General features: G+C 65.2%; 29 protein-coding genes. 26 read left to right on the top strand and 3 right to left on the bottom strand.

Annotated features, from left to right (window positions below; genetic code table 11):
* The 5 genes from tssG to G3N98_RS27530 form a co-directional block, all read left to right on the top strand.
* Positions 1-968, top strand: a 968-nt coding sequence (gene tssG, locus G3N98_RS27550; RefSeq protein ID WP_206149813.1) for a type VI secretion system baseplate subunit TssG, incomplete at its 5' end; no start/stop codon positions are given.
* Positions 969-980: 12 nt separating this feature from the next.
* Positions 981-3,638 (top strand): type VI secretion system ATPase TssH, encoded by a 2,658-nt coding sequence (gene tssH, locus G3N98_RS27545; RefSeq protein ID WP_206149811.1) that lies wholly within the window; start codon positions 981-983, stop codon positions 3,636-3,638.
* A complete protein-coding gene (gene tssI, locus G3N98_RS27540) occupies positions 3,635-5,839 on the top strand; it encodes a type VI secretion system tip protein TssI/VgrG (RefSeq protein ID WP_206149808.1) in 2,205 nt (734 codons plus the stop codon). The genes tssH and tssI overlap by 4 nt, the downstream gene beginning before the upstream one ends.
* 15 nt (positions 5,840-5,854) lie before the next feature.
* Complete coding sequence (locus G3N98_RS27535; protein ID WP_241026106.1) at positions 5,855-7,123, top strand: hypothetical protein; 1,269 nt, start codon at positions 5,855-5,857, stop codon at positions 7,121-7,123.
* Between the two features lie 12 nt (positions 7,124-7,135).
* Complete coding sequence (locus G3N98_RS27530) at positions 7,136-11,704, top strand: RHS repeat-associated core domain-containing protein (protein ID WP_206149804.1); 4,569 nt, start codon at positions 7,136-7,138, stop codon at positions 11,702-11,704.
* Here the strand turns inward: G3N98_RS27530 and G3N98_RS27525 are convergent.
* A complete protein-coding gene (locus tag G3N98_RS27525) occupies positions 11,693-12,175 on the bottom strand; it encodes a helix-turn-helix domain-containing protein (RefSeq protein ID WP_241026105.1) in 483 nt (160 codons plus the stop codon). The genes G3N98_RS27530 and G3N98_RS27525 overlap by 12 nt on opposite strands.
* Before the next feature lie 173 nt (positions 12,176-12,348).
* On the opposite strand from G3N98_RS27525, the gene G3N98_RS40245 reads away from it, so the two are divergent.
* From G3N98_RS40245 to G3N98_RS27430, 21 genes are all read left to right on the top strand, one after another.
* Entirely contained in the window at positions 12,349-12,477 is a 129-nt protein-coding gene (locus tag G3N98_RS40245; RefSeq protein ID WP_277396921.1) for a hypothetical protein, read from the top strand.
* A gap of 114 nt (positions 12,478-12,591) precedes the next feature.
* A complete protein-coding gene (locus G3N98_RS27520) occupies positions 12,592-12,792 on the top strand; it encodes a hypothetical protein (protein ID WP_206149803.1) in 201 nt (66 codons plus the stop codon).
* A gap of 362 nt (positions 12,793-13,154) precedes the next feature.
* Positions 13,155-14,627 (top strand): replication endonuclease, encoded by a 1,473-nt coding sequence (locus tag G3N98_RS27515; RefSeq protein ID WP_346779111.1) that lies wholly within the window; start codon positions 13,155-13,157, stop codon positions 14,625-14,627.
* A 69-nt stretch (positions 14,628-14,696) separates the two neighbouring features.
* On the top strand, positions 14,697-14,969 hold the full coding sequence (locus G3N98_RS27510) for a hypothetical protein (protein WP_206149799.1): 273 nt from the start codon (positions 14,697-14,699) through the stop codon (positions 14,967-14,969).
* 82 nt (positions 14,970-15,051) lie between these two features.
* A complete protein-coding gene (locus tag G3N98_RS27505; RefSeq protein WP_206149797.1) occupies positions 15,052-15,288 on the top strand; it encodes a hypothetical protein in 237 nt (78 codons plus the stop codon).
* Entirely contained in the window at positions 15,288-15,854 is a 567-nt protein-coding gene (locus G3N98_RS27500; RefSeq protein WP_206149795.1) for a hypothetical protein, read from the top strand. The genes G3N98_RS27505 and G3N98_RS27500 overlap by 1 nt, the downstream gene beginning before the upstream one ends.
* Positions 15,851-16,483, top strand: a complete 633-nt coding sequence (locus tag G3N98_RS27495) for a hypothetical protein (protein ID WP_206149793.1) — start codon at positions 15,851-15,853, stop codon at positions 16,481-16,483. The genes G3N98_RS27500 and G3N98_RS27495 overlap by 4 nt, the downstream gene beginning before the upstream one ends.
* Before the next feature lie 115 nt (positions 16,484-16,598).
* On the top strand, positions 16,599-16,769 hold the full coding sequence (locus G3N98_RS27490; RefSeq protein WP_206149791.1) for a hypothetical protein: 171 nt from the start codon (positions 16,599-16,601) through the stop codon (positions 16,767-16,769).
* A gap of 3 nt (positions 16,770-16,772) precedes the next feature.
* A complete protein-coding gene (locus G3N98_RS40240; RefSeq protein WP_269112651.1) occupies positions 16,773-16,898 on the top strand; it encodes a hypothetical protein in 126 nt (41 codons plus the stop codon).
* Positions 16,899-16,951: 53 nt separating this feature from the next.
* Positions 16,952-17,953 (top strand): major capsid protein P2, encoded by a 1,002-nt coding sequence (locus G3N98_RS27485; RefSeq protein ID WP_206149789.1) that lies wholly within the window; start codon positions 16,952-16,954, stop codon positions 17,951-17,953.
* A 33-nt stretch (positions 17,954-17,986) separates the two neighbouring features.
* Positions 17,987-18,430: a hypothetical protein gene (locus G3N98_RS27480; RefSeq protein WP_206149787.1), complete on the top strand. Its 444-nt coding sequence runs from the start codon at positions 17,987-17,989 to the stop codon at positions 18,428-18,430.
* Positions 18,431-18,730, top strand: a complete 300-nt coding sequence (locus G3N98_RS27475; protein ID WP_206149786.1) for a hypothetical protein — start codon at positions 18,431-18,433, stop codon at positions 18,728-18,730.
* Positions 18,706-19,107, top strand: a complete 402-nt coding sequence (locus G3N98_RS27470; protein ID WP_206149784.1) for a hypothetical protein — start codon at positions 18,706-18,708, stop codon at positions 19,105-19,107. Before G3N98_RS27475 ends, G3N98_RS27470 begins: the two co-directional genes overlap by 25 nt.
* A complete protein-coding gene (locus tag G3N98_RS27465; RefSeq protein ID WP_206149782.1) occupies positions 19,104-19,676 on the top strand; it encodes a hypothetical protein in 573 nt (190 codons plus the stop codon). Before G3N98_RS27470 ends, G3N98_RS27465 begins: the two co-directional genes overlap by 4 nt.
* A complete protein-coding gene (locus G3N98_RS27460; RefSeq protein WP_206149780.1) occupies positions 19,676-20,479 on the top strand; it encodes a hypothetical protein in 804 nt (267 codons plus the stop codon). The genes G3N98_RS27465 and G3N98_RS27460 overlap by 1 nt, the downstream gene beginning before the upstream one ends.
* The gene (locus tag G3N98_RS27455; protein ID WP_206149778.1) at positions 20,476-22,056 is read left to right on the top strand and encodes a hypothetical protein; all 1,581 of its coding nucleotides are present in this window, start codon (positions 20,476-20,478) and stop codon (positions 22,054-22,056) included. The genes G3N98_RS27460 and G3N98_RS27455 overlap by 4 nt, the downstream gene beginning before the upstream one ends.
* 28 nt (positions 22,057-22,084) lie before the next feature.
* Positions 22,085-22,717, top strand: coding sequence for a glycoside hydrolase family 104 protein (locus G3N98_RS27450; RefSeq protein WP_241026104.1), 633 nt, complete (start codon positions 22,085-22,087; stop codon positions 22,715-22,717).
* Positions 22,714-23,094: a hypothetical protein gene (locus G3N98_RS27445; RefSeq protein WP_206149776.1), complete on the top strand. Its 381-nt coding sequence runs from the start codon at positions 22,714-22,716 to the stop codon at positions 23,092-23,094. Before G3N98_RS27450 ends, G3N98_RS27445 begins: the two co-directional genes overlap by 4 nt.
* A complete protein-coding gene (locus tag G3N98_RS27440) occupies positions 23,091-23,516 on the top strand; it encodes a hypothetical protein (protein ID WP_206149774.1) in 426 nt (141 codons plus the stop codon). Before G3N98_RS27445 ends, G3N98_RS27440 begins: the two co-directional genes overlap by 4 nt.
* Positions 23,517-23,527: 11 nt before the next feature.
* Positions 23,528-23,713, top strand: a complete 186-nt coding sequence (locus G3N98_RS27435; protein ID WP_206149772.1) for a hypothetical protein — start codon at positions 23,528-23,530, stop codon at positions 23,711-23,713.
* The gene (locus tag G3N98_RS27430) at positions 23,713-23,850 is read left to right on the top strand and encodes a hypothetical protein (protein ID WP_155623362.1); all 138 of its coding nucleotides are present in this window, start codon (positions 23,713-23,715) and stop codon (positions 23,848-23,850) included. The genes G3N98_RS27435 and G3N98_RS27430 overlap by 1 nt, the downstream gene beginning before the upstream one ends.
* Positions 23,851-24,033: 183 nt before the next feature.
* On the opposite strand, the gene G3N98_RS27425 is transcribed toward G3N98_RS27430, so the two are convergent.
* Positions 24,034-24,267 carry a hypothetical protein gene (locus G3N98_RS27425; RefSeq protein ID WP_206149770.1) on the bottom strand — a complete coding sequence of 78 codons (234 nt, stop codon included), beginning with the start codon at positions 24,265-24,267 and terminating at the stop codon, positions 24,034-24,036.
* A 12-nt stretch (positions 24,268-24,279) separates the two neighbouring features.
* A partial coding sequence (locus tag G3N98_RS27420; protein ID WP_206149768.1) for a hypothetical protein occupies positions 24,280-24,487 on the bottom strand: 208 nt, incomplete at its 5' end.

Genomic DNA, 24,487 nt, shown 5'->3' with positions numbered 1-24,487 from the left:
CTCGCCGCGCGTCGCTCGGCCATGCGACGCGGCCGCGCGACGAGCCGGTGCGCCTCGGGCAGCAGCCGTCGCTCGCGTTCGCGGCGTCGATGCTGGCCGGCGTGAGCGACGACGGCAGCGGCATGCCGCCGCGCATCGCGATCCACGGGTTCGGGCTGTTCGGCCCGAACGGGCCGCTGCCGACGCACCTGACCGAATACGCGCACGAACGCGCCGCGCAGCACGACGATCCGACGTTCGCCGCGTTCGCCGACCTGTTCCATCACCGGCTGATCCTGCTGTTCTACCGCGCCTGGGCCGACGCGCAGCCGACGGTGAGCCTCGATCGCCCGGAGCGCGCACGGTTCGACGGTTATGTCGCGAGCCTGATCGGCCGGGCGGCGCAGGGCGACAAGCCGGCCGCGAAAGCCGACATCCACGCCGACGCCGACACGCTCGCGCCGCATGCGCGCTATTTCCACGCGGGCCATCTCGTGCGGCACACGCGCAACCCGGAAGGGCTCGTGCAGATCCTGCGCCGGCATTTCGGTGTCGAGGCGCGCATCGTCGAGCACGTGCCGCAGTGGGTCGCGATCGAACGTTCGCAGCGCTGCACGATCCGCGCGACGCGGCCGACGTTGCGGGTCGGCGCCGTCGCGCTCGGTGCGGCCGTGCGCGATGCGCAGTCGCGCTTCCGGATCGTGCTCGGCCCGCTGTCGCTCGACGCGTACCGCCGTTTCCTGCCGGGCGGCCCGCATGCACGGCAGCTCACGCAATGGGTGCGCGAATACGTCGGCATCGAGTTCGACTGGGACGTGCAGCTCGAACTGGCCGCCGACGCGGTGCCGGCGATTGCGCTCGGCGCGCCGCAGGGCATCGGCCGCACCGCGTGGCTCGGGCAACGGCTCGACCCCGGCCCCGCGCGCGACCTCGTCGTCCGCTACGACGTGCGGCGCGGCGGCGCACCCCTTCATCGCGAAACCGCCTAAACGGGAACCGTCATGTCCGATATCGGCCGCGCCAACCTGTTCGGAAAGCTGAATCCGTTCCTCTACGAGACGCTCGAGCAGGCGACCGGCTTCTGCCGGCTGCGCGGCAATCCGTATGTCGAGCTTGCGCACTGGTTCAAGCAGATGCTGCAGCGGCCCGATGGCGACCTGCAGCGCGTGCTGCGCCACTTCGGCGTGGACGACGCCGCGATCGACCGCGGGCTCGTTACCGCGCTCGACAAACTGCCGCGCGGCGCGGGCTCCGTGTCGGATCTGTCCGTGCACATCGACGATGCGGTCGAACGCGCGTGGGTCTACGCGACGCTGAAGTACGACGCGACGCGCATTCGCGGCGCGGTGCTGCTGCTCGCGATCCTGAAGACACCGCAGTTGCGCAACGTGCTGCTGGCGATCACGCGCGAATTCGAGCGCATCGTGCCGGACGTGCTCGCCGACGACCTCGCGTCGATCGTCGAAGGCTCGCCCGAAGCGCCACCGGCCGGGCAGGCGGCGCCGGGCGGCGACATGACGATGCGCGGCGCGACCGCCGCCGACGGCTCGGCGCTCGCGCGCTTCGCCGTCGACCTGACCGCCCGCGCACGGGCCGGCGAGATCGATCCGGTGATCGGACGCGATCCGGAGATTCGTCAGATCGTCGACATCCTGCTGCGACGCCGGCAGAACAACCCGCTGCTGGTCGGCGAGGCCGGCGTCGGCAAGACGGCGGTCGCGGAAGGCTTCGCGCTGCGGATTGCCGCCGGCGACGTGCCGCCGTCGCTGCAGGACGTCGCGCTGTACCTGCTCGACATCGGGCTGCTGCAGGCCGGCGCGAGCGTGAAGGGTGAATTCGAGAGCCGGCTGCGCGGCGTGATCGACGAAGCGATGTCGTCCGAGCGGCCGGCGATCCTGTTCATCGACGAAGTCCACACGCTCGTCGGCGCGGGCGGGGCCGCCGGCACCGGCGACGCCGCGAACCTGCTGAAGCCCGCGCTCGCCCGCGGCCTGCTGCGCACGATCGGCGCGACCACGTGGTCCGAGTACAAGCAGTACATCGAGAAGGACCCGGCGCTGACGCGACGCTTCCAGCTCGTGCACGTCCATGAACCGGAGGAAGCGGCCGCGCTGACGATGCTGCGCGGCCTCGCCGGAAAGCTCGAGACCCACCACCGCGTGCTCGTGCTCGACGATGCGCTGGAGGCCGCCGTCACGCTGTCGCACCGCTACATTCCCGCCCGCCAGTTGCCGGACAAGGCGATCAGCCTGCTCGATACGGCCTGCGCGCGCGTCGCCGTCAGCCAGCACGCGGTACCCGCGCCGATCGAAGATGCACGCCGCCGCATCGACAGCCTGCGCGTCGAACAGGAGCGGATCGGGCGCGAATGCGCGCTCGGTACCGGTGATACCGCGCGGCGCGACGCGATCGAGCACGACATTGCCACCGCCCGAACCGAACTCGACCGGCTCGACACGCGCTGGCAAACCGAACGCGACGCGTTGACCGCGATCGTCGATGCCCGTGCGCTGCTGCTCGACGACGATCCGTCCCACGCACTCGATGCGGATGCACGGGCTGCGGCGCAAGCGCGTCTCTCGGTTGCCCAGCAAGCGCTGGCCGACCTGCAGGGCGATGCGCCGCTCGTGCTGCCCGCCGTCGACCCACACGCGGTGGCCGCGGTCGTGGCCGACTGGACCGGCATTCCGCTCGGCCGCATGGTCCGCGACGAAACGCAGGCCGTGCTGAAGCTCGCCGATACGCTCGGCGAGCGCGTCGTCGGCCAGCAGCACGCGGTCGAGCTGATCGCCGAACGCATCCAGACCGCGCGCGCCAAGCTGGACGATCCGAAGAAGCCGCATGGCGTGTTCCTGCTGTGCGGGCCGTCCGGCGTCGGCAAGACCGAGACCGCGCTCGCGCTCGCCGACACGCTGTACGGCGGCGAACACAACGCGATCACGATCAACATGAGCGAATTCCAGGAGGCGCATACGGTGTCGACACTGAAGGGCGCGCCGCCCGGCTACGTGGGCTACGGGCAGGGCGGCGTGCTCACCGAAGCGGTGCGCCGCCGCCCGTACAGCGTCGTGCTGCTCGACGAGATCGAGAAGGCGCACCGCGACGTGCACGAGATTTTCTTCCAGGTATTCGACAAGGGCTGGATGGAGGACGGCGAGGGGCGCGACATCGATTTCCGCCACACCGTGATCCTGCTGACGTCGAACGTCGGCGCCGATCGCGTGATGCAGCTGTGCCGCGACCCCGAGCGCCTGCCCGACGTGCAGACGCTCGCCGATGCGCTGCGCGCGCCGCTGCTCGACGTGTTTCCCGCCGCGCTGCTCGGGCGGTTGACCGTCGTGCCGTACTACCCGCTCACCGACGCGACGCTCGCGCGGATCGTCGCCTTGCAGTTGCGGCGGATCGAACAGCGGATCGACGCGCACCACGGTATCCGGCTGCGCTGCACCGATGCGGCGACCGCGCTGGTCGTCGAGCGTTGCAGGACGATCGAATCCGGCGGCCGGATGGTCGACGCGATCCTCACGCACACGGTGATGCCGCGTATCGGCCGCGCGATCCTGCAGGCCACGCTCGAGGGCCGCACGCTGTCGTCGATCGAGCTGAGCGCCGCCGACGGCGAATTCGCGTACCGGTTCGACGAGGAGGAAACGACTTGAATCGCGTATTCACACTCGACAGCCCGCACGGCGACGGCCTCAAGTTCCATACGCTCGACGGCAGCGATGAACTCGGCCGCCTGTTCGAATTCCGGATCGAGGCGCTTGCCGACAGTCACAGCCTGTCGCTGAAGGACATGCTCGGCAAGCCCGTGACGGTCCGGATCGAACAGCAGGACCGGTCGACCCGCTACCTGAACGGAATCGTTGCGCGCGCATCGCTTTCCGGCCGGCGCGCCGAGCGCTACTACGGCTACGAGCTGATCGTGCGCCCGTGGCTGTGGCTCGCGACGCGCCGCTCCGATTGCCGGATCTTCCAGAACAAGACCGTGCCCGAGATCGTGCAGGAGGTGCTGTCGACGTACGGCTTTCCGATCGAGAACCACCTCGCCGAATCGTATGTGCCGCGCGACTATTGCGTGCAGTACAACGAGACCGATGCCGCGTTCGTGTCGCGGCTGATGGAGTTCGAGGGGATCTACTTCTGGTTCCGGCATGCGGAGGACACGCATACGCTGATGCTCGGCGACGCGATGTCGTCGCATACCGTGCTGCCCGGCTACGAGACGATTCCGTACATCGCGCGCGACCGCACCGCGATCGCCGACGAGGAGCACATCGACGGCTGGCTGCCCGCGCAGGCGGTGAGCGTCGGCCGGCACCAGACCACCGACTATGACTATACGAAGCCGCGCGCGGATCTTTCGTCGCAGAAAGTCGATCCGCGTGGGCACGATCACGACAGTTTTGCGTCGTTCGAGTGGCCGGGTGGTTATCGCGACGATGCACCCGGTGCGCATTACAGCCGCGTGCGGCTCGAGGAACAGCAGGCGGAACATGAACGGGCGAGCGCCGATACCGATGTGCGGGGTGTCGCGCCCGGTTATCTGTTCACGCTCGAACATTGCCCGCGGGCGGACCAGAACCGCGAATACCTGATCGTGCGGTGCCAGTACCGCTTTCAGGAGAACGCGTATGCGAGCGACCAGGGTGCGGAAGCCGTCGTGCATCAGACGATGATGCTCGTGCAGCCGTCGAGCCTGCCTTACCGGTCGCCGCGCGAGACGCCGCGGCCGCGCACCAACGGGCCGCAGACGGCCACCGTCGTCGGGCCGCCGGGGGAGGAAATCTGGACCGACCAGTACGGGCGCGTGAAGCTGCAGTTCCGCTGGGATCGGTACGGGCAGAGCAATCAGGATTCGTCGTGCTGGGTGCGGGTGTCGAGTCCGTGGGCCGGGGGTGGGTTCGGGGGCGTGCAGATTCCGCGGGTGGGCGATGAGGTGGTGGTCGATTTTCTCAATGGCGATCCGGATGAGCCGATCGTCACCGGGCGGGTTTTCAACGGCGAGAAGATGCCGCCGTGGGGGCTGCCGGGCAGTGCGACGCAGAGCGGGCTGTTGTCGCGGTCGTCGCCGGGTGGGACGACCGACCATGCGAATGCGTTCCGGTTCGAGGACAAGAAGGGCGCCGAGCAACTGTGGATGCACGCGGAAAGGAATTTCGATGCGGAGACGGAGCTCGATCATTCGCTTTCCGTCGGGAACAACCATACGCATACGGTCGGGAACGACGAAACGATGCAGGTGAAGAACAACCGGCAGAGGAGCGTGGGGCAGAACGAGACGGTGAATATCGGGCAGAACCGGGTCGCGCAGATTGGGGCGAACGAGACGCATGGGGTTGTCGGCAACCGGACGCGGACGGTCGGGCAGAACGAAACGGTGACGATCGCCGCGAATCGCGACGCGACGATCGGTGGCGTGCATACCGAGACGGTCGCCAAAGCCAAGACCGAAACGATCGGCGAGGGCAAGACGTTGAGCGTCGCGCAGCTTTATCACACGACGTCTCAGGACATGAAGACGCAGGTCGCGTCCACGCATACCGAGGAAATCGGCACGCGAACGTCGACGATCTCGAACGCCCATACGCACACGGTCGGCGGCGAACACACCGTCAACGTCGGTGCGAGCCATACGACGAACGTACAGCATCAGGTGACCGTCAACGCCGGCGACCAGCTTTCGCTCGTCTGCGGGATGTCCAGCATCGTGATGAAGCGCGACGGCACGATCACGATCCAGGGCGTCAATGTCGCGTCGACCGGTACCGAAAGCCACAGTGTGCGCGGAACGACGGTGACGTCGTCGGCCACGGGCGAGCATACGGTCGAGGGCACCGTCCTGAAACTGAATCCATGATGGAGGTCCGCACGAATGCAGCAGAACTGGCAGCCGACCAATCCCGTAGAGCGCAGGTTCATGGACGCGCATTCGGACTGGATGCGTTTCGCGAAGGACCAGACCGCTCGGTTGATGATCTGGTACACGGATGAAGCGGATTCTCCGCTCGTGCGGTTGTATTTTCAGGCTCAGGAGGACACGTCGTGCGCGGTTCGAACGATGCGCACGGCGTTCGCGACCGAAACGCGCTACGCACAGGCGTTGGCCGACGAGCTGATTGCCTTCTACGACAGCCGCCGCGCTGCATCCGACGCAGCGGGAATCCGTACCGACTGGCAGCCGCCGTTTTTCGACGGCGTCGATCCGGTCCGTTACCTGCTCACCGTGGCCACCAGCCTGATCGAACATCACCCGGATGTGTTCCCGGCACTGGTATTCGTGCTCGCGCCGTCCCGGACGGATGACGAATCCGCATGGGTGCGGTGGATGGATGGCCTGCTGTCGACCCTCGCCGCGACGCCGCAACTGGGTGAGCGCGTGCGCTTCGTCGTGCCGCGCACGGTTATCGAGCCGGTCGCGCCGCTGGTTCAGCATCATCCGAATCTGGTCTGCATCGTGCACGGCAAGTATTCGATGGCGAGCGTGCCGCGCGAACTGCTCGCGGAGTCGGGCGAACGCGGGTCGAGCGGCGAATTCCGGCGGCTGTTCGTCACGATGAGCGAGACGGTGAAAGGCGGCAATCCCGCGCGCCTCGAAGCACTCCGCGCGGCGGCGCTGGAAGTGGCCGGGCGCGAGAAGTGGTTCGACCAGTGCGTCATCGTGCATCTGATTGCTGGCGCCGCATATCTGAAATGGCGCGACCACGAGCATGCCGTCGATGCATATCGGCAAGCAGCGGAAAGCGGCACGCATGCGGTGAACGCCGGACATCCGGCCGGCTGGAAGCTCGTCGCCAACGGATTGTTCGGCGAGGCGAGCGTGCATCTGATGGTCAGGGATCATGCGCGCGCCGCTTACTGCTACGAGCGGGCGGCCGCGTCGACGGCCGCCGCGCAGGATGCGTTGATGACCGTCGAAGCGTGGCGCATGAGCGCCGTATGCTGGGAGCGGGCAGGGGAGCGCGAGCACGCGCTGGAAGCCGGCTTCAATGCGCTTGATGCGGGCTTGACGCTGGACGACGCGACACGCCTGAACAGCAACCTGCAGCTCGTCGTCGAGTGGATGGTGTCGCAGGTCGGGGCGTTCGACCGGCGTCGCGCCGAACTCCGCGAGAAAGTCGCCGCCTTGCGCGGCGGCCGCTGAACGGAGACGCGCATGGGATTGCCCGCGGTCAAACATCTCGATCCGGTCGTCGGGGTCGACCTGCATTCGGTATTGGTGGCGCCGAGTCCGACACCGGTATTCCTGCCGCATCCCCATGTCGGGTTCATGCTTGACCTGCGCGAATATGTGAACGCTGCATTGGGCGTCATCGGTGCGATCGCCTTCACGATCATCGAGGAAAAGGCGGTTGAATATCTTGAAGACCATCCGGACGACGCGAAGAAGCTCGAGGACACGGCCCAAGCCGTTTCCGGCGAGCTTCAGAAACTGGCGAAGGATCCCACTGTTGCTCAAGCGCTGAAGGGGGCAAAGACTGCGGGCGATATCGCAAACGCGGTGGGGGCGGGCGTCGGGATGGGCAGCATCGCGGGTCGGCCGATCTTCGTGAACGGGATGCTGCGGGCTACCGCGGGTACGCATGCATTCCATGCGCCGGCGCTGCATTTTCCGCTCGGCGAATCGTTCGCGCCACCCGATCCGGACCCATCTAACGACGCGGAAGCCTACATGGGCAGCAAGACCGTGCTCGCGAACAACGACCCGATGGCGTTCCTGGCGCTGCCGGCGATGAGCTGCTGGGCGGTCGGCCTGGAACCGCCGACGCACAACGGTGCGCATACGAAGCGCGAGCATCTGTCGTTGCCGACGTCGTTCATGCTGCCGATTCCGACCGGACGCCCGGTGCTGGTTGGTGGACCGCCGATCGTCAACATGGCGGCGCTGGCGAAGGGATTGTTCAAGGCGTTCCGCGGGTCGAAGTGGGCGAAGACGCTGGCTGACAAGCTGCATCTGAAGCCGGGTTTTTTGCGGTGCAAGGTGCTGGATGCAGAGCCCGTCGATTCGATCACCGGCGAGGTGATCGTCCAGCAGCATGACTTCACGATCGCCGGACGGTTACCGCTCGTCTGGAGCCGCTACTACGCGAGTCACGACACGTGGCGAGGCGCGATTGGCGCCGGCTGGCAGACGCCGGCCGATATTCGGCTCGACCTGATCCGGCACACCGGCGACGCGACGGGCGTTGTTGCATACCTCGCTGAACACGCGACGGCGTTCGATACGATGCCCGATTCAGCCGGTTGGCCCGCGCGCGTCTATGACTGGCAGTACGGATACGCACTCTATCGACGCGACGATCGGCTCGTCATGAGGACACGCGCCGGAATCGAATACGAATTCGCATTGCCGGTCCACCGGCAGCGCGCGATGCCGATGCCTGCGGAGAATGCGGTGTCGACGTTGCCCATCGAGAAAATCGCGGACCTCAACGGCAACGCCTGGGTGTTCGAGCGAGGGCCCGATGGCACGCTGAGGCGCCTGCTCGAGTGGACACGTAACGGGGCAAGCAGGCGAGCAGTCCGGTGCGAAACGGATCCGACGGGCTCGACCAGGACGCAAACAAATTTGCTCAGTGCGCTGATATTGATCGACGCCGACGGCCATGCCCATCCGCTGGTCGGTTACGAGCAAGACCGGAACGGCAATCTCGTTACCGTGCTCGATGCAATGGGCCAGCCGCATCGATTCACGTACGGAGAAGGGCACCGGCTGTTGCGCCACACGAGCGCCGCCGGCGTCTCTTTCTACTACAGCCATCGGCGTGGCGACGACGAAGTATGGCGTGTCGACCATGCATGGGGCGACGACGGGCTTTTCGACTATCGCTTCGATTACGATATCGCGCATCACGAGACGTGTATCACCGATTCCAGAGGGAACCAGACGATCCTGCAAGCGAACGAACGCGGCTTGCCCGTCGCCCGGATCGACCCGCTCGGCGGCGTCACGAGCTATCGGTACGATGCGCGCTGGCGCACCAGCCAAAGCGTCGATCCGGCTGCACGCGCCACCGCGTGGCAGTATGACCCGCACGGCAATCTGATTGCAAAGACGCGGCCGGACGGGGGTGTCGTCCGTGCAGCCTACGACTCGGATCAGAGGCTGGTGTCCATCACTGCGCCGGGAGGGAGGCAATGGCGGTACGAATGGGATGAGTTCGGCAAGCTGCTCGGACAGATTTCGCCGGCCGGTGCGCGTTCACGGTATGTCCATGACGAGCACGGGCAATTGATATCGCATACGGAACCCCGCGGCGCAACGACGTATTTTTCCTACGACGACGATAGCAACCTGATCGAAGTCATCGACGCGCTTGGACATCGTACGACGTATGCCTATGACGCACGGGCCAACGTCACCCGTAAAATCAACGCGCTGAATCAGATCAGCCGCTACGAGTTCGATCGCAACGGCAATCTGACGCGAGCAATCGAGCCCGGCGAGCGGGAAATCCTTCTCGAATATGACGCTGACGGTAACCTGACACGCTATCGCGATCCCAACGGCCAGGTGACTCGGATGGAATATGCCGCGCTGGGTCAGATACGTAGACGGCTGGCGCCGGACGGGAGCGTGGTGGAGTATCGGTACGACAGTGAGCAGCAGTTGATCGGCGTCGTCAACGAGCGCGGCGAGTTGTATCACCTCGTGCGTGATGCACTGGGACGTGTCACCGAAGAGACCGACTACTGGGGCCAAACACGCCGTTATCGGTACGGCGTGGCAGGTGAACTGCTTCAAAGCATCGACCCGCTCGGGCAAACGATCGAATACGGCTACGATCGATCCGGCCGTCTCGTCCAGAAGCGTGCAGCGGGTCCGACGGGCGATGACCACGTATACATTGATCGTTTTTCGTACGATTCGAACGGCGATCTGGTGCTCGCGCAGAACCCGTTCAGTCGCGTCGAAATCCGCCATGACGCAGACGGCAGGGTGATCGAGGAACGTCAGTGCGACGCAGGGCAGGGGAGTGCCTTTACGATTGCCAGCGTCTATGACGTGGCCGGCAACCGAATCGAACGCGCGACGCGAATCGTTGCCGGTAACCAGATCGTCGAACATGTCGTGCGCTATACGTACGACGCGTCAAATGCCGTAACGTCTGTCCAGATCGACGACGCCGCGCCGACCGTCATCGCTCGGGATCCGCTCGGTCAGGCTCGAACCGAGCATTTGGGTGCCGACTTGCAGCGTGACCTCTCATACGAATCCAGCGGCCGGCTCGCGTCGCAGGTTCTGTTGACCTCAGCCGGGGCCACGCTGCTTGCAAGCGATTACTCGTACGATGCGAACGGCGAGTTGATCGAAAAATGCGATGCGCTCGGCAATTCAGATTACTTTCGCTATGACCCACTGGGCTATCTCACCGAGCATCTCGATTCCTTCGGACGTCTCAATCGCTTGTTGCGCGACCCTGCCGGCGATCTGCTGAAAATGCGAATCCGCGAACGCCTCACGGCGGGCGCCACGAATCCTGGATCAACCGGGATCTGGGTCCGCGAAGGCGAATACGACGGACAGCACCACGAATACGATCGAGCGGGAAACTTGATACGGCGGCACAACTGCAGTCAGGATATGACGCTGCATTGGGATGCAGCGGGCCAACTGGAAGAATCGGTCGCGGTACGACTCGATGTTCCGGAAGCGTCTGGACTGCCGGCCCGCATCCGCGCACATTACGAGTACGATCCATTTCAGCGACGCGTGCGCAAAATAACGCATGTGGAATCGCCGGGCGGCGAAAATTCGATCTCTCCATCACAGATCAGTCGTTTCTTCTGGGATCGTAATACGCTCGTCGGCGAATATACGACCGAAGCGCGCGCGAACAGCCATCATACGGCGCCCGCGCCGGGCTGCGCCCGTGAATGGGTTCATTACCCGGGAACATTTCGAACACTTGCGACGGTATATACCGAATTGATGGCAGGCAAGGAGACGGCATCGACCGCGGGCTCGTTACCTCGGCCCGAAATGACGTACTTTTTCCAGAACGATCCAAACGGGGCGCCAGTGCGAATGCATGACCGCCACGGCAAAGTTGTCTGGGAGGCATTTTACGGCCCGACGGGATCTGCAACGGAACGGGGCGGGGCAACGGCCGCCGGACAGCCGCTGAGACTGCAAGGGCAATACTTCGACAAGGAGTCAGGTCTGCATTACAACCGGCACCGGTACTTTGACCCGGCAACCGGAAGCTTCATCAGCCAGGATCCGATCGGCCTCGAAGGCGGGCGCAATCCTTACATGTTCGCCCCCAATCCGTATTCGTGGATCGATCCGCACGGGACTGATTGCAAGAGCGAATTCAGAAAATGGGCGCTGGAGAAAATCTGGGCCAAAGCCAATCATCCGTTGCGCTTTCTGCTCGGACGAGACGACGCCGGCAACCGGATCAAAGCGTTCACGCGTCCGCCTTCGCGCAGGCACGAAGATCTCATCGACTGGGCGAATGGGCCGACTATCGAAGCCGGGCACGTTACGAGCAAGCATTCCGGCGAACCGGAGCTCCTCGGTTTGCAGGACGCCTGGGAAAATCAAATGGACAATTGGTTTGGCGAAAGGCACGGGGTCATCGTGACGCGTAATGGCGTCATCGAAATCGGCGGCGTCCCGGTACATACAAGAACAGCAGAAGAATGGGAGGAATACGGATACTTGCCGCCGGGCACGGTTGCCAAAGCGCCAAAAAGTAGCGGTTGGTCACAACCGTGATCGACATCGGTCAATACATGGAAGTTGGCTTGCTCTTAATTTTACATAACGTGAAGACACGGCATTATCAGCGTGGATTGGCGCTGATGACGCGGGCGAGGGAGCGCCGACTAGCCCGACCGTAACCACGGCTATCGCTACCGTGATCGTCGCTCCCGTCGCTTTTCCCCACGCGTTTTCCCACACGCGGCGCACGCGCGCATCCGGCGCGCTTTCTGCCTTGCACGCGGCAATCACCTCGAGAGGATCCAGGTCGAGCAATTCGGCCGCGCGGATCGCGGTGCTCTCATCGAAGACGGAAAGGCCGTTGCGGTAACGGCTGACGGCCGCACGCGTGACCCCCAATGCCTGCGCAGCGGCATAGTCGGACGGCAGGTCAAGGCGCTTCTTCAGCGCGTCCAAATACTGAACCGTTGTTTTCATGTCCACCCCTATTGACTTCACCCAAGCTGAACCATAGGCGAACGTCAATCGGACTGCAACGTTACATCAACATTGACAGTTACACCGACTGTAACTATTCTTCGGATCAGTCGCCCCGGATGCGCACCTGCTTTCACCCATCCCGGCAGCGCTGGACGGCCATCCAGCAAGGCGCGGGGCGACTTTTCTTCTGAGGGATAGGGGTTTCAGGGGGTGAGGTCATGCGAAAGACACGGTTACAAATTCATCCGTCCTCGCTGGGCGGTTTCACGCTGGAAGGTCCGTTCTACCGTCGCCCGTCGCGCATCGCGCGCGCCGTTGATGCGTTCTTCCACTGGCTGGGGGCGTGACATGTATACCTTCCGGCAATTCCTGAACGTCTCGACCGCAGTGGCGATCGGCACCTTTGTGGGCGTATACGCGGCGCTGCACATCACCAACATCGCTCTGACGGTGGTGACACGATGACCGCATCCGCCGCCTTCGCTGACATCGGCTACCGCGTCGAGGATGGTGACATCGGCTACGCGGGTTCCTCCCACTTCTCGTTCGTGCCGCGTCGCGTGCCGAGCGTCGCGCACATCCGCGCGACGGCCATCGGTGACGCGGCGCTCGAACGCATCTACCGCGTGCTGCGCGCACGCTGCATGGGGCGCGCTCGCTGATGTGGGTCTACGCCGCGCACGCACGCGAATCCGTCGAGGCCCTGCCGGCCGCTCACGCACTGAAAACCCGCGCGCCGTGGAAGTGGCACGCGCGGGCAGTGCGTGAAGCGCTGACGGCCGGCCGCCGCTCGGCGCACGCGCGCAACGCGTCGCACATGTTCGACATGGGTGCGGCCGGCGCGGCGCTCGACGCGTTCGCGGCCGAGCACGCGCCGGAAACGCGCGCGGTGCGCCCGGATGCGTCCGACGCGGAAATCGTGGACAAGGCGCGGCGGATCGCGGAGGACTTCCAGCTGCGCACGCTGACGCTCGAGACTGGCGACGCGCTGACCGTGGCGCGCGTGACGTGCGACACGTACGGCGTGGCGCTGCCCGACGTGGACGACGACGCCGGCAAGCTGGCGCGCGTGCGCTGCGAGTTGTGGTGGCGTCGCCGGCTGCGCACGGCGCACGCGCGCGGCGCGGAGGCCTCGAACATCCGCCTGAACTTCGTCCACTACGGCGCTGATCCGTACGCGAGCGACGACGCCGTGCGCCGCCGCGTCGCGCAGAACAGCCGCAACGAGGCGACGCTCGACGCGGTGACGCTCGAAAACGAGCTCGGCCAGCGCTACACCATTGCCGAGCTCGCGGCCGTCAGCATTTCGAACAAGGCCCTGAAGCGCGGCGAGCTCATGACGCGCCTGCGCGGATGCGAAGACCTCGCGGCGGCGGCCGGCTTCGCGGGCGTCATGTTCACGCTGACATGCCCCAGCCGTTTCCACTCGGTGCGCCAGCTGGGCGCGCGCACGCGCTTCGTGCCGAACAAGAAATATGCCGGCGCGACGCCGCGCGACGCGCAGGCGTATCTGCGCCGCGTGTGGGCGCGCATCCGGGCGCAGCTGCAGCGCGAGGGCGTGAGCTTTTTCGGGATGCGCGTCGCCGAGCCGCACCACGACGCCACGCCGCACTGGCACGGGCTGGTGTTCTCGAACAACGTCGATCGATTCTGCGCCGTGATGCGCGCGCACGGGCTGGTGGATGCCGGCGACGAGCGCGGCGCGCAGGAGCGCCGCGTGCGCTTCGAGCGGATCGACAGCGCGAAGGGCTCGGCGGTCGGCTACATCGCGAAGTACATCGCCAAGAACATCGACGGCGCGCACGTCGGCGACCACAAGACGGAAGAGAAATTCATTGTGGCGCCAGACCTGCTGGGCGACATCGAAATCACGCCGTCGCAGCGCGTCGAGACGTGGGCCGCGCAGTGGGGCATCCGGCAGTTTCAGGCGTTCGGCTGCGCGCCGGTCGGCGTGTGGCGCGAGCTGCGCCGCGTGAAAGAGGCTGACCTGCCGGACGCCGCCGAGTCGCCGGAAATCCGCGCGGCGTGGCACGCGGCGCAGAAGACCGACGAGCACCGCGCGGACTGGGCGGAATACGCGCGCGCCATGGGCGGCGTCGCTGGCGAGGGCCGGCTCATCTACATCAAGCACACGACGGAACACCGGGAAGGGCGTTATGGCATCCGCCCGGTGAAGGTGCCGCACGGCGTCGCCGCGCGCGGCGTCGCGCACGTCGTGGACGGGCTCTGCGCGTACAGCCGGGAAACGGAGATTTTCGTTCCGGCGACGCGCTATGAGTGGCGGGTGGTTTCGCGCAGCGGCGCAGCCGCGAGCACTCGGACTCGTGTCAATAACTGTACGGAGGAAGGTGATGGATCAAGGGGTAGTCGTGCCGGCCGGCACGCTGGAAACGGCGAAGAGCGCGGCGAAAACGGTTCGCGAGGGCATCGAGAACCTGACGGGATTCGAAAAAGCGGTGGCGGCATCGCAAATCGCGGCGGTCACGCGGCTGGTTAAGGCGGTCGAGGCACTGTAACGGGTAAGCGGGCGGCCCTGTCACGCCCGCACACTAGAACGAGGTAGACCATGCTGGAAGCACTGAAGAGCGCTGTATCGAACGCCGTCGAGGCGCTGCGCAACAACGGCGAGCACCGCGCATCGCTTGCGGAGGCGATCCAAGCCGCGCACGCGTACATCGCGCACCTGGAGGATCGCGTCGCGATGCTGGAGAAGGTGGTCGACAACGGCTTTGCGGTCGCGCAGACGGCCGCCGCCGTGGTGGACGCGGCGACCGGCGCAGCGCCGGCCGCGACGATCCCGGGTGCGCCGACCGTCGGCGGCGTCACGCAACCCGCGTGAGAGGTGGCCCATGCCGTACATCGGGAAAACGGAGTGTCACCAGTGCGACCGCGAGGTGGATGCGCATGTCAACGTGTCCGGTATGGGCTACTACAACTGCGGCCCGTGCGGGTTCCGGGCGATCCAGAAAACGGAGCGCGGGAACCGGCTGTTTCTGGAGCGCGTGAGGCGTGATCCGGAGCCGGAAGAGGTGCCAAAAGTGGCACCGGAAAACCCTGCGAATCCCAGCGATTCGCAGAAGCCGAAGCAGCCCGAACCGGTGGTGAAGAAGCGCCCGGCCGGCCTGCTGCAGAACTCAATTTTTAGCGGGGTGCGCTGATGGAAGTGGTGGCAGACAACCGGGCAGATTCGACGCTCGACCAGATCGCGGCAGAAGAACTGGCCGAAAACGACGCCCTGCGCGAGCGGGCGGAAGCCGACGAGCAAGCGCAGGCCGCCGAAGCGTTCGAGACGCTCGCGGCGGGTTGGCGGCAGGCGGTCGTAACGGCGGGCGACATCATCACGTCGCTGCTGCCGGAGGCGAAGCCGGTATGGACCGAAGACCGCATGTCGAACCTCGGCGCGGCGCTCGCGCGCGCCGATGAGGTATACGGCTGGGGCGGGGCGGGCTCGCTGTTCTCGCACCCGCTCGTCGGCGTCGCGGTGGCCGGGTTCCCGCTCGCGGTCGGTACGGCGCAGGTGGTGCGCGCAAAGAGCGAGGCGCACAAGCTGGCGAAGCTGCGCGAGTCCAAGGCGGTGCCGACGGCCGCGCCCGTGATCGGCGACCTGTCGCCGGACGGCGCGGCGGGCGATGCGCCGGCCGGCGATGACGTGCAGGCCGCTGCAGTGGCGAAGGTCAAACCGACGCCGCTGAACCCGGGCGGCATGCCGGCGTTCGGCTCATGACGCGCGCGGGCACGAAGAACAACGCGCACATCATCGCCGTGGTGGGCGCGTCCGGAAACGGCAAGGGCCTGTTCGTGAAAGAGTGGCTGCGCAAGTGGCGCGGCCCGGTGCTGGTGTGGTCGCCGCTCGAAGTGACGGACGATTACGCGGCCGTGATCGGCGGGCGCGTCGTGCGCTCGATCCACGATCTTGTCCAGGCGATCAAGGCGAAGGAACGGCACATCGTGCTCGACCCGGGTACGGGCGACGTCAAGGTGATGTTCGACCGCTTCTGCCGCGTCGCATGGGAACTCACGGGCTGGTGCGTCGTGGTCGAGGAACTGTCGCGCGTCACAACGCCGTCGTGGGCCCCGCAGGCGTGGAAGAACCTGAGCACGGCCGGCCGCCATCGCGGCCTGTCTATCATCGGAACGTGCCAGCGGCCGGCGCAGGTGGACAAGGATTTCTTCGGGAACTGCAGCGAAATCCGGTGCTACGCCGTGGGCTACGTGAATGACGCCAAGGTGATGGGGAACACGATGTTCCTCGACCATCGCGAGATTCTCGACCTGCCGCAATTCCACTACATCCACCGCGACGTGCGGGCCAAAGTGAACCGTCCGGGTGTGGTTTCCGTGCCGAAAAGCTAAAAAATTCAGATGGGAGGGGTTCTGCAATTCCCCGCGATTCGCCGCGATTTCCAGACTTGGACTCGCGGCTTTTTTTTTCGGATGCTGGGGCCTACCTCAACAAGGTACTGAACCCGTGTCCATCAAAACCTATCTGCCGAGCGTCGAGCGAATCTCTGTCGAAATCATCGCGACGGCGTGCGGCGTGCTTGGCGCGGCCTTCCTCATCTCGCGGTTCCCGAAGCTGAAAGCCTTCGTGGATGGAAATTCCATCTGGGCCGTGAGCAAACCCGATTCCGGAGTCTGAGACATGAAGTCCCACATCCACACCGCACTGATCATCCTCGGCGTGTTCGCCGTGACGGCTTTCGTGCAAAAGAACGTGATCACGGTTCCCGTGCTCGGCCCGTATCTGCCGGGTGGCGCAGCAGCCTGAATCTGCGCCTTCCAGCCAGAACGAACCGACAACACGCAACCTGAGGCTACGCGATGCGCAAGCAAAAATTGACCAACCTGACGCCGTACGCACCGGGCGGCGTCGTCATTCTCACGTGCCCGTTGGGCCCGACGTACGAGAAGCTGAAATTCAACCTGCTGGGCGGCCTGCTCGCCTCGCAGATCGACCTGATCGTCGGCAAGATCAACGGTAAGCCGTTCTTCACGGTGAAGGGCGCAGACCTGCTCGCCGAGAATCTGTATCTCAGCAAGTCGAACCCGACGAACCTCATCCTGCTCGACTTCACGCTGCCGAACGCGAAAAGCTCGAGCGCGGGCGGGCGGCCGACTTCGCAGGCGGCCGAAATGCTGCTCACCTGCCTGCCGTCGAGCACGATGCAATCGCTGACGTTCGAAATCAGCGTCAACGCGAGCGCGCCGGCAGTCGGCACGGGCGGTATCGAGTGCTACTCGCAGGAAAGCGACCCGACGAACAACCCGTTCGTCATGAAGCAGCTGTATGCGCAGTACAACTTTCAGGTCGCGCAGGACAACGATATCGCGCTGCCGGTCGGCCCCTCGGGCGGCATCATCTCGCAACTATTCTTCCACCAGACGAACTACGGCGCACCGTGGGCCGCATCGACCGCATATGCTGTCGGCGCGCAGGTCACGAACGGCGGCAACCTGTACAAGGCGACCGCAGCCGGCACGTCGGCATCGTCGGGCGGCCCGTCCGGCACCAGCACGTCGATCACGGACGGCGGTGTGACGTGGACCTACGTCAGCGCGGCCGGCTCGGTCACGAACGTGCAGGTTCGCAACGCGGGCGTGATCATCTTCGAGGGCAAGCCGTCCGACATCCAGGGCGACCAGACCGATTACGGCCGCGTACAGCAGCCGGGCCTGCTCGTGCTGGATTACCACCTGCAAGGGCTGCGCGAGAAGCTGCTCAACACGTCGAAATCGAATCAGGTGTTCGTGCGCCTGACGACGACGGGCGGCCCCACCGTGTGGACTGGCTACACGCGCCTGATCGATCCGGCCGGCCGCTAAGGCGTCCATTCACCCAACCAACAGGAGGGCGGAATGGCGCTTTTCACGATGCCGGACGGCTCGTCCGGTTCGGGCGATCCGAACGCGATCGACTGGTCGAACGGCGATACCACGCTCGGGTCGTATGACGGCCTGAGCGGCGGTGTCGGCGACGGCTACGGCTATGCCTCGACGCCGAGCAACCCAACGCCGTCGAGCACCGGCCAGACGCTGGGCGACCTGCAAAGCGGATCGACCAACTTCAACTGGACGGCCGCTTTCGGCGATACGCTCGGCGCGCTCGTCGCGGTCGATTCGATCAATCACGGTCTGCCGACGGCGGCAAGCCAAGGCTACTACAAGGCCAGCAACGGCCGGGTGTACCCCATCGGCTACGGGCCAGCCGGCGCGGTCGGTCTGCCGCAAGGCGGGCTCGGATCGCTGCTGATGCTGGGCCTGATCGTGTTCGTGGTGCTGGAACTCGCCAAGGAGGCGTAATTGAGCGCTTCCGCGAATCAGGGCTCGTCGTGGCTAGACGTGGCGGTGCCGATTGGACCGACCGCCACGTCGGGCGCGCAGCAGTCGAATTTCACCTCGTTCAACGACGGATCGTTCACGTTCGCCAGTTCGCCCGATCCGGGAATCACGGCGGGCCTGTCGAATCTGTCGGGGGGCGCAGCGGCCATCGGGCAGGGCATCGGCAATGCGCTGACCGGCGCGGGCGTCTCGATGCAAGGCACGGTGCTGCCGCTGATCGTCATCGGGGGGCTGATTTGGTTCCTCATGCATCGGCACTGACCGTGCGCGCGGCGCACCCGGACGAAGCGCGGGCGCACTGCGCGCGCGCCGTCCGCTTCGACACGACCAACGGCGCGGAATCGCTCGAACACCTGCTGACGGTCGGACGCTGCTACGTGGTCGAGGAAAACGGCCGGCCGGTCGCGGCATGGGCGCAGCAGATCGACCGCGAGGGCGTGCTGCGTGTGCTCGTCTACGGCGGTCGTGCGGATGCTGACCTGACGGTGTTACTCGCGCGCTGTCTCGAATCGCAGGGGGCACCGGCCGCGCAGTTCCAGACGCGGCGGCCGGGGCTGATCAAGAAGGCAGAGGCGCTGGGCTATCGCGTCGTCGGACGCGCGCCGCAGGGCGTCATCATGCGCAAGGATTTCCAATGAATTTTCGCGAACAGCTTCACAAGGCGCGCTTCGGTCCCATCTGCAATATCGGCGGGTCGGATTCGAACAGCCAGAGCGCCAGCACGACCAACAACATCGACCAGCGGCTGAACGCGGACAACGGCGCAACCGGCACGTCGGTGTCGGGCACCAACAACACGGTCAACGTCCAGGCGGTTGATCACGGTGCGGTCACGCAGGCGTTCGGCCTCGGCAACCATGCTATCGACGCGGTGCTGCAGGAGGGCACCGGAGCGCAAAGCGCCGTGCAGCAGACGGCCGCGATGGCGATCAATGGCGTGCTGACCGATGCGGCCGGCACGCGCGACGCGTACGCGAAGGCCTCCGATCAGGTCGCGAGCGCGTACAAGGATCTCGGCTCGCTGCTCGACGGTACGTTCAGCGCGGCCACGTCGCAGGTGGCCGGCGCGTACCAGAATGCAAACAGCGCCATCACGGCCGCCTATCAGGACACGAAGACCGGCAACCAACGCACGCTGATGATCGGCGCGCTGATCGTCGTCGCGCTCGCGGTGTCGATGCCCTTTCTTGCCAAGGAGGCCGCGTAATGCAGAACTTCACTGCAGTACTCGACGGCACCAACCCGTATGTCGGTTCGATTCGCGGCTTGGTGCTGCTGATCCAGACGGCAACGCAAGGGAACGCGCTGACGATCCAACTGCTGCGCGCGGGCGCAGTCGTGGACACCGTGACCGGCATGGGGCCGGCCGCCAAGCTGATTCCGGTCGGAGGCTTCGATAGCTTCACGATCACGGGCGCGGCGGGCACGGTGCAAGGCGTCGTGACGATGGGTGACATCGACATCCAGCTTTCGCAGGTCGGAACGAACATCACGAACGATGCGACGCATCCGGTGCCGGTGTCCATCGTGAACGAACCGGGTGCGCCGTTTCAGGTGTCAGCGCCGGTCGGACAAGAGGTCAACGTCAAGGTGCAAGGCACGGTGAACGTGTCGGGTGCGACGCTGACGGCGACCAACGTCGGCATCAACAACACGTCCGCGAACCCCGTGCCGGTGTCGCTCATCAGCGAACCGGGCGCACCTATCGCGGTGACGCCGACGCAGGCGACGAGCGTAACGGACGCGGCACCGGTAGCCGTGGCGGCCTTCACCAGCGGTTCGCCGAATCAGGTGCACATTCGCGCGGCCGGCGCGTGCCGAGCGCTGCGCATCGCGAACCCGATCGCGTCGACGGGGAAGCTGTATGTCGGCGGCTCGGGCGTCACGCCGACGAACGCGGCGATCGTACTGCAACCCGGCGATATGTGGAATGAGACGGACGCACCGCAAATCGACTGGTACGCGACGAGCGACACGGGCGCAACGGCTAACCTCCAGGTGATCGCATGAGCGGGCTGAATTCGGGGCTCGCGGGACGCCTGAAAAGTCCCGCGTATGGCGCGGCGCTGGTCGCCTTCACGCTCGCGGCCACCGGCGCGCAAGCGCGGACCATCGGTGCGAAGGCGGGCGACTTCGTCAACATCAGGGACTTCGGCGCGATCGGAGACGGAAACTCGCACCCGATCAGCACGAAGTTTTCGACGCTCGCAATGGCCCAGGTCGTCTACCCGGAGGCCGTGGCGCTGACGGACGAGATTGACTGGTGTGCGGCGCAACGGTGCGCGAACTACTGCAACGGCAACGGCGCGGAAACCTTCGTGCCGAACGGAAAGTATGTGTTCAACCATGCGTGGACGGTAAGCGATACGTCCGACAGTTCGGAAACCAGCTTCCGCACGTCGATTCGCGGGGCGGGCCAACGCGGCACGGTCATTTCGTGGGCGAACGGCGCGGACTCCGGCTTGTCGATCACCGGCACGAACTCGAACGGCGGGGCGGTCGCGCAGCAGTATGTCCGCGATATCTCGCTGGTCAAGAATGACCGCGCGAGCGTGGGTTTGTCGGTCACGGCGATTTCGCACATGGCAGTCGAGGACGTTTATTCGACCGGATGGAACCTCGGCATCCAATACGTTGACGTTCAAGAGTCGATCCAGAAAAACGTGGTCGTCAACTGGTGCAATGGCGGCCTGCTGTCGAAGAAAGGCAGCTTCACGCAGCCGAACGCGCTGTCGTTCTACAACTGCACCTACGGGAATTGCGCGAACTACGGGATCGACGCACAAGACTGCTCGACGTTCGTCTACGTGGGCGGCTCGATCGAATCGAACAACAACGCGACCTCAAGCACCGCAAACTCGGTATGGGGCGTGCGCGTCGTCACCGACACGGCGGCCACGGAAGGCACCAGCGCGGCAACGTTCATCGGGACGTATTTCGAGAACAACGGTAGCCAGACTGCAGGCGTCGGCGCGGCCGATATCGTGTATTCCAACAGCGCACAGGAATCGACGATCAACCTGATTGGCTGCTCGTTCCAGCGGCATAGCTATTTCGGCACCAACTGTCTGATGGTGACGACGGCGGGTGGCTTTCGACACAAGATCAACCTGCAAGGCAACGGGTTCCGGGGCTTCAGCGACTACACGGCGAGCGCATCGCGTCCGTATTGGCAGAGCTACAGCGCGACCGACAAGGTGCAGGTCGTCGACCTCGGCAACCTCTACGATGCGGCGATCGAGACGCCAGCGCCGAGCGGCTACGCGGGCACCAACACGAGGGTGATCAGCGAGCGGTCGTTCGTGGGCGGCTGGGTCAAGTTTGCCGGCACGACCGGCGCGGTGATTGCCGGCGAAAACTACAGCTCGGTGTCGCGCTCGTCGACCGGCGTCTACGTGATCAACGAAGCAACGACAGACCCGGATCAAAACCGCGCCTATACCGTCACGCTTGGAGGCGGAGCCGGATTCGGTTGGGTGAGCGGGGAGAGCAACAGCGGCCTGACGGTCAGCACCGCGAACACCTCGGGCACGGCAACGGACTTCAATACCGTGACCGTGACGTGGACGGCGCACCCGGGGGCGTGATGGCAAACGCAACCGTGGCGGAAGCCCAATGAAAACGGCCGTTACCGCGCTCGCGGTCGCATGCTCGGCAGCGGCGCTTTACTACACGAACGGCGGCATCGTGACGACGGCGGACAACGCCGACCCGAGCGTCGCCGCGGATACGGAGGGAACTACCGTGGATGAACTGATGGGACTGGTTGGAAGCGTGGCAACGATGGGCACGTACAGCGCGAGCGGCCAAACGCAACAGCGGCAGGCATGGCTCGACATGATCTCGATCAGCGAGGGCACGTATGGGCGCGGCGACAACGGCTACAACGTGCTGGTCAATCCGGGTGGCCTGTTCGACAACGGCTATGTCGATCATCCGCGCATCTACGTGCCAGCGGCAAACAGCACGGCGGCCGGCCGCTACCAGATCCTCGCCAAGACGTGGGACGGCATCAAAACCGTGATCGGCGCATCCGATTTCTCGCCGGCCAATCAGGACGCGGCGGCCATCGCGTTGACGCGTCGCCGGGGCGCGCTCGCCGACGTGGACGCCGGCAATATCGCGTCCGCGATCACGAAGTGCAATCGCGAGTGGGCCAGCTTCGCGGGCTCGCCGTACAACCAGCATCCGCACGACATGGGAACCATGCTCGCGTGGTTCCAAGCGCAGGGAGGCGCGATCGCATGAAAACCGATCCGTCGAACGTCGTGCTCGGACTCGCGGTCGCGGTGCTCGGGTACGTCGTCTACCAGCATTTCAGCCAAACGCAGGCGGCAAACGTCGCGAGCGCGGCCGTTCCTCGGCCCGTCACGGGCACGGCGCAGCCGAGCGCGGCGGCAGCATGGGCGAACACGGCCGGGGCCGTCCTCGCCCCGTTTGTCGCGAACCTGAACGCAGGCGGCACGCGCGCGGGCATGACGAACGGCAATTTCGCGTTGCCGCAGGTGTATGACTCGACCAGCTGGAACCCGGACGCGATCAGCCAGGCGATGACGCAAGACACGTTCGATGCGCTCGGCGCAGCCGGCATGGACACGTCCAACCAGTACGGGTTCTACGTATGAGCATCCGCGACGACTCGATGATCGTGGTAGGCGTCGCGGCACTCGCGGGGCTGGCGCTCTGGTACGTCAAAAAAAAAGTGGACGCGGCGGGCGGGTTGCAGGGCGCAGCGGCGAATGTGGGTGCGGCTGCGGCGGATGCGGCGGGTAGCGTTGTCAGCGGCACCGCGCTTGGCATCGGCGACGTGATCGGCTTGCCGCGTACCGACAAGGCGAAGTGTCAAGACGCGCTCGCGATGGGGAACACGTTCGACGCGTCGCTGTATTGCCCCGCGCTCGATTTCCTGACGGGGATCGTATCGCCGCGCCCGCTCACATCGGCCGGCATCGACCTCGGGACGGGCGACAACAACTGGGGTGATTCGAACACGGCGGCGCAACCCGTCGTGGATGGTTTGAACAACGCCGCATACAGCGGACTTTGAAAGGAGAGGGTATGAGCATTCTTGACCGATTGAACGAGCCCAGCACGCACGCGGGCATCGGCGTGTTCACGACGGCGGCGGCATCCGTCGCCGTGCAGCTGGGCGCGAACCCGACAAAGGTCGGCCTCGCGGCGACGCTGCTGCAGGGCCTGTTCGGCCTGTTCGCGATCTTCGCGCCGGAAAAGTCGGGGGCGTGATGGATGCGGCCCAGTGGCTGACCATTGGCGTAAGCATCGTGCAGATACTGGTCGTGCCGGTGGGCTGCTTTCGCTACATCTTGGGGGTCGAGAAACGCCTGACGCGTATCGAGGCCAAATTGGGGATTGCCGACTGACGGAGGTCATCATGGCAAAGCATCATCGTCGCCGCGAGCGCGACAGCAAAGGCCGGTTCAAGCGCTCGCGCTAACGAAAAGCCCCGCAAACGCGGGGCTTTTTTCATTCGAGGTTGTCGGGGTCGAGCGGCTCGTCAAACAGCCAGGTGCAGATCGCAACGAAAGCGCGGATCAGGTAGTCGATCATGGGTATATGCCGAAGCGGCGAGCGAGAAGCGCGCGGCGGTCGCGGTAGCGCGCGATAGTGGCGTCGAAGGTGCCGTTGCGTTTCGCGGCTTCGACCTTGCCGGCGACGTCCCATAGGCGGACGTAGCGCTCGAAGGCGCGCTCACTCGACATGTAGGCGGGAGCGAGCGCGGCGACCCACTGCGTGATATCGTCTGAAGTGACGACAATTTGTCCGAACAAATCAAGCATTTCAAAAGCACATTATGCAAAAATTCGGAACTTGCCGTCGTTACTTGCACGTCGTCGCAAGTTGACATAACGTGAATTATCGACGGATTTGGTTGTAGTGGCTAGATTGAAATGTCCGCTTTTGGCTACATAGAAATGTCCGCTTTCGGGCCGCGTAAGCTGACCGGCCGCCGGGTGTCCGGCGCCGGAGGCTGCAATGGCTGCAACGGAGCGGATCACG

The organism is Burkholderia sp. Tr-20390 (genome assembly GCF_017104595.1).
GTDB lineage: Bacteria > Pseudomonadota > Gammaproteobacteria > Burkholderiales > Burkholderiaceae > Burkholderia.
This window is presented reverse-complemented; position numbering and strand designations above follow the sequence as displayed.

Coding starts and splice junctions, on each gene's coding strand:
- G3N98_RS27530 (WP_206149804.1), top strand. CDS start 7,136: ATGGGATTGCCCGCGGTCAAACATCTCGATCCGGTCGTCGGGGTCGAC.
- G3N98_RS27485 (WP_206149789.1), top strand. CDS start 16,952: ATGCGCAAGCAAAAATTGACCAACCTGACGCCGTACGCACCGGGCGGC.
- G3N98_RS27460 (WP_206149780.1), top strand. CDS start 19,676: ATGCAGAACTTCACTGCAGTACTCGACGGCACCAACCCGTATGTCGGT.
- G3N98_RS27455 (WP_206149778.1), top strand. CDS start 20,476: ATGAGCGGGCTGAATTCGGGGCTCGCGGGACGCCTGAAAAGTCCCGCG.
- G3N98_RS27445 (WP_206149776.1), top strand. CDS start 22,714: ATGAAAACCGATCCGTCGAACGTCGTGCTCGGACTCGCGGTCGCGGTG.
- G3N98_RS27480 (WP_206149787.1), top strand. CDS start 17,987: ATGGCGCTTTTCACGATGCCGGACGGCTCGTCCGGTTCGGGCGATCCG.
- G3N98_RS27535 (WP_241026106.1), top strand. CDS start 5,855: ATGCAGCAGAACTGGCAGCCGACCAATCCCGTAGAGCGCAGGTTCATG.
- G3N98_RS40245 (WP_277396921.1), top strand. CDS start 12,349: ATGCGAAAGACACGGTTACAAATTCATCCGTCCTCGCTGGGCGGTTTC.
- G3N98_RS27510 (WP_206149799.1), top strand. CDS start 14,697: ATGCTGGAAGCACTGAAGAGCGCTGTATCGAACGCCGTCGAGGCGCTG.
- G3N98_RS27430 (WP_155623362.1), top strand. CDS start 23,713: ATGGATGCGGCCCAGTGGCTGACCATTGGCGTAAGCATCGTGCAGATA.
- G3N98_RS27500 (WP_206149795.1), top strand. CDS start 15,288: ATGGAAGTGGTGGCAGACAACCGGGCAGATTCGACGCTCGACCAGATC.
- G3N98_RS27435 (WP_206149772.1), top strand. CDS start 23,528: ATGAGCATTCTTGACCGATTGAACGAGCCCAGCACGCACGCGGGCATC.
- G3N98_RS27450 (WP_241026104.1), top strand. CDS start 22,085: ATGAAAACGGCCGTTACCGCGCTCGCGGTCGCATGCTCGGCAGCGGCG.
- G3N98_RS27465 (WP_206149782.1), top strand. CDS start 19,104: ATGAATTTTCGCGAACAGCTTCACAAGGCGCGCTTCGGTCCCATCTGC.
- G3N98_RS40240 (WP_269112651.1), top strand. CDS start 16,773: ATGAAGTCCCACATCCACACCGCACTGATCATCCTCGGCGTGTTCGCC.
- G3N98_RS27520 (WP_206149803.1), top strand. CDS start 12,592: ATGACCGCATCCGCCGCCTTCGCTGACATCGGCTACCGCGTCGAGGAT.
- G3N98_RS27505 (WP_206149797.1), top strand. CDS start 15,052: ATGGGCTACTACAACTGCGGCCCGTGCGGGTTCCGGGCGATCCAGAAA.
- tssH (WP_206149811.1), top strand. CDS start 981: ATGTCCGATATCGGCCGCGCCAACCTGTTCGGAAAGCTGAATCCGTTC.
- G3N98_RS27425 (WP_206149770.1), bottom strand. CDS start 24,267: ATGCTTGATTTGTTCGGACAAATTGTCGTCACTTCAGACGATATCACG.
- G3N98_RS27495 (WP_206149793.1), top strand. CDS start 15,851: ATGACGCGCGCGGGCACGAAGAACAACGCGCACATCATCGCCGTGGTG.
- G3N98_RS27440 (WP_206149774.1), top strand. CDS start 23,091: ATGAGCATCCGCGACGACTCGATGATCGTGGTAGGCGTCGCGGCACTC.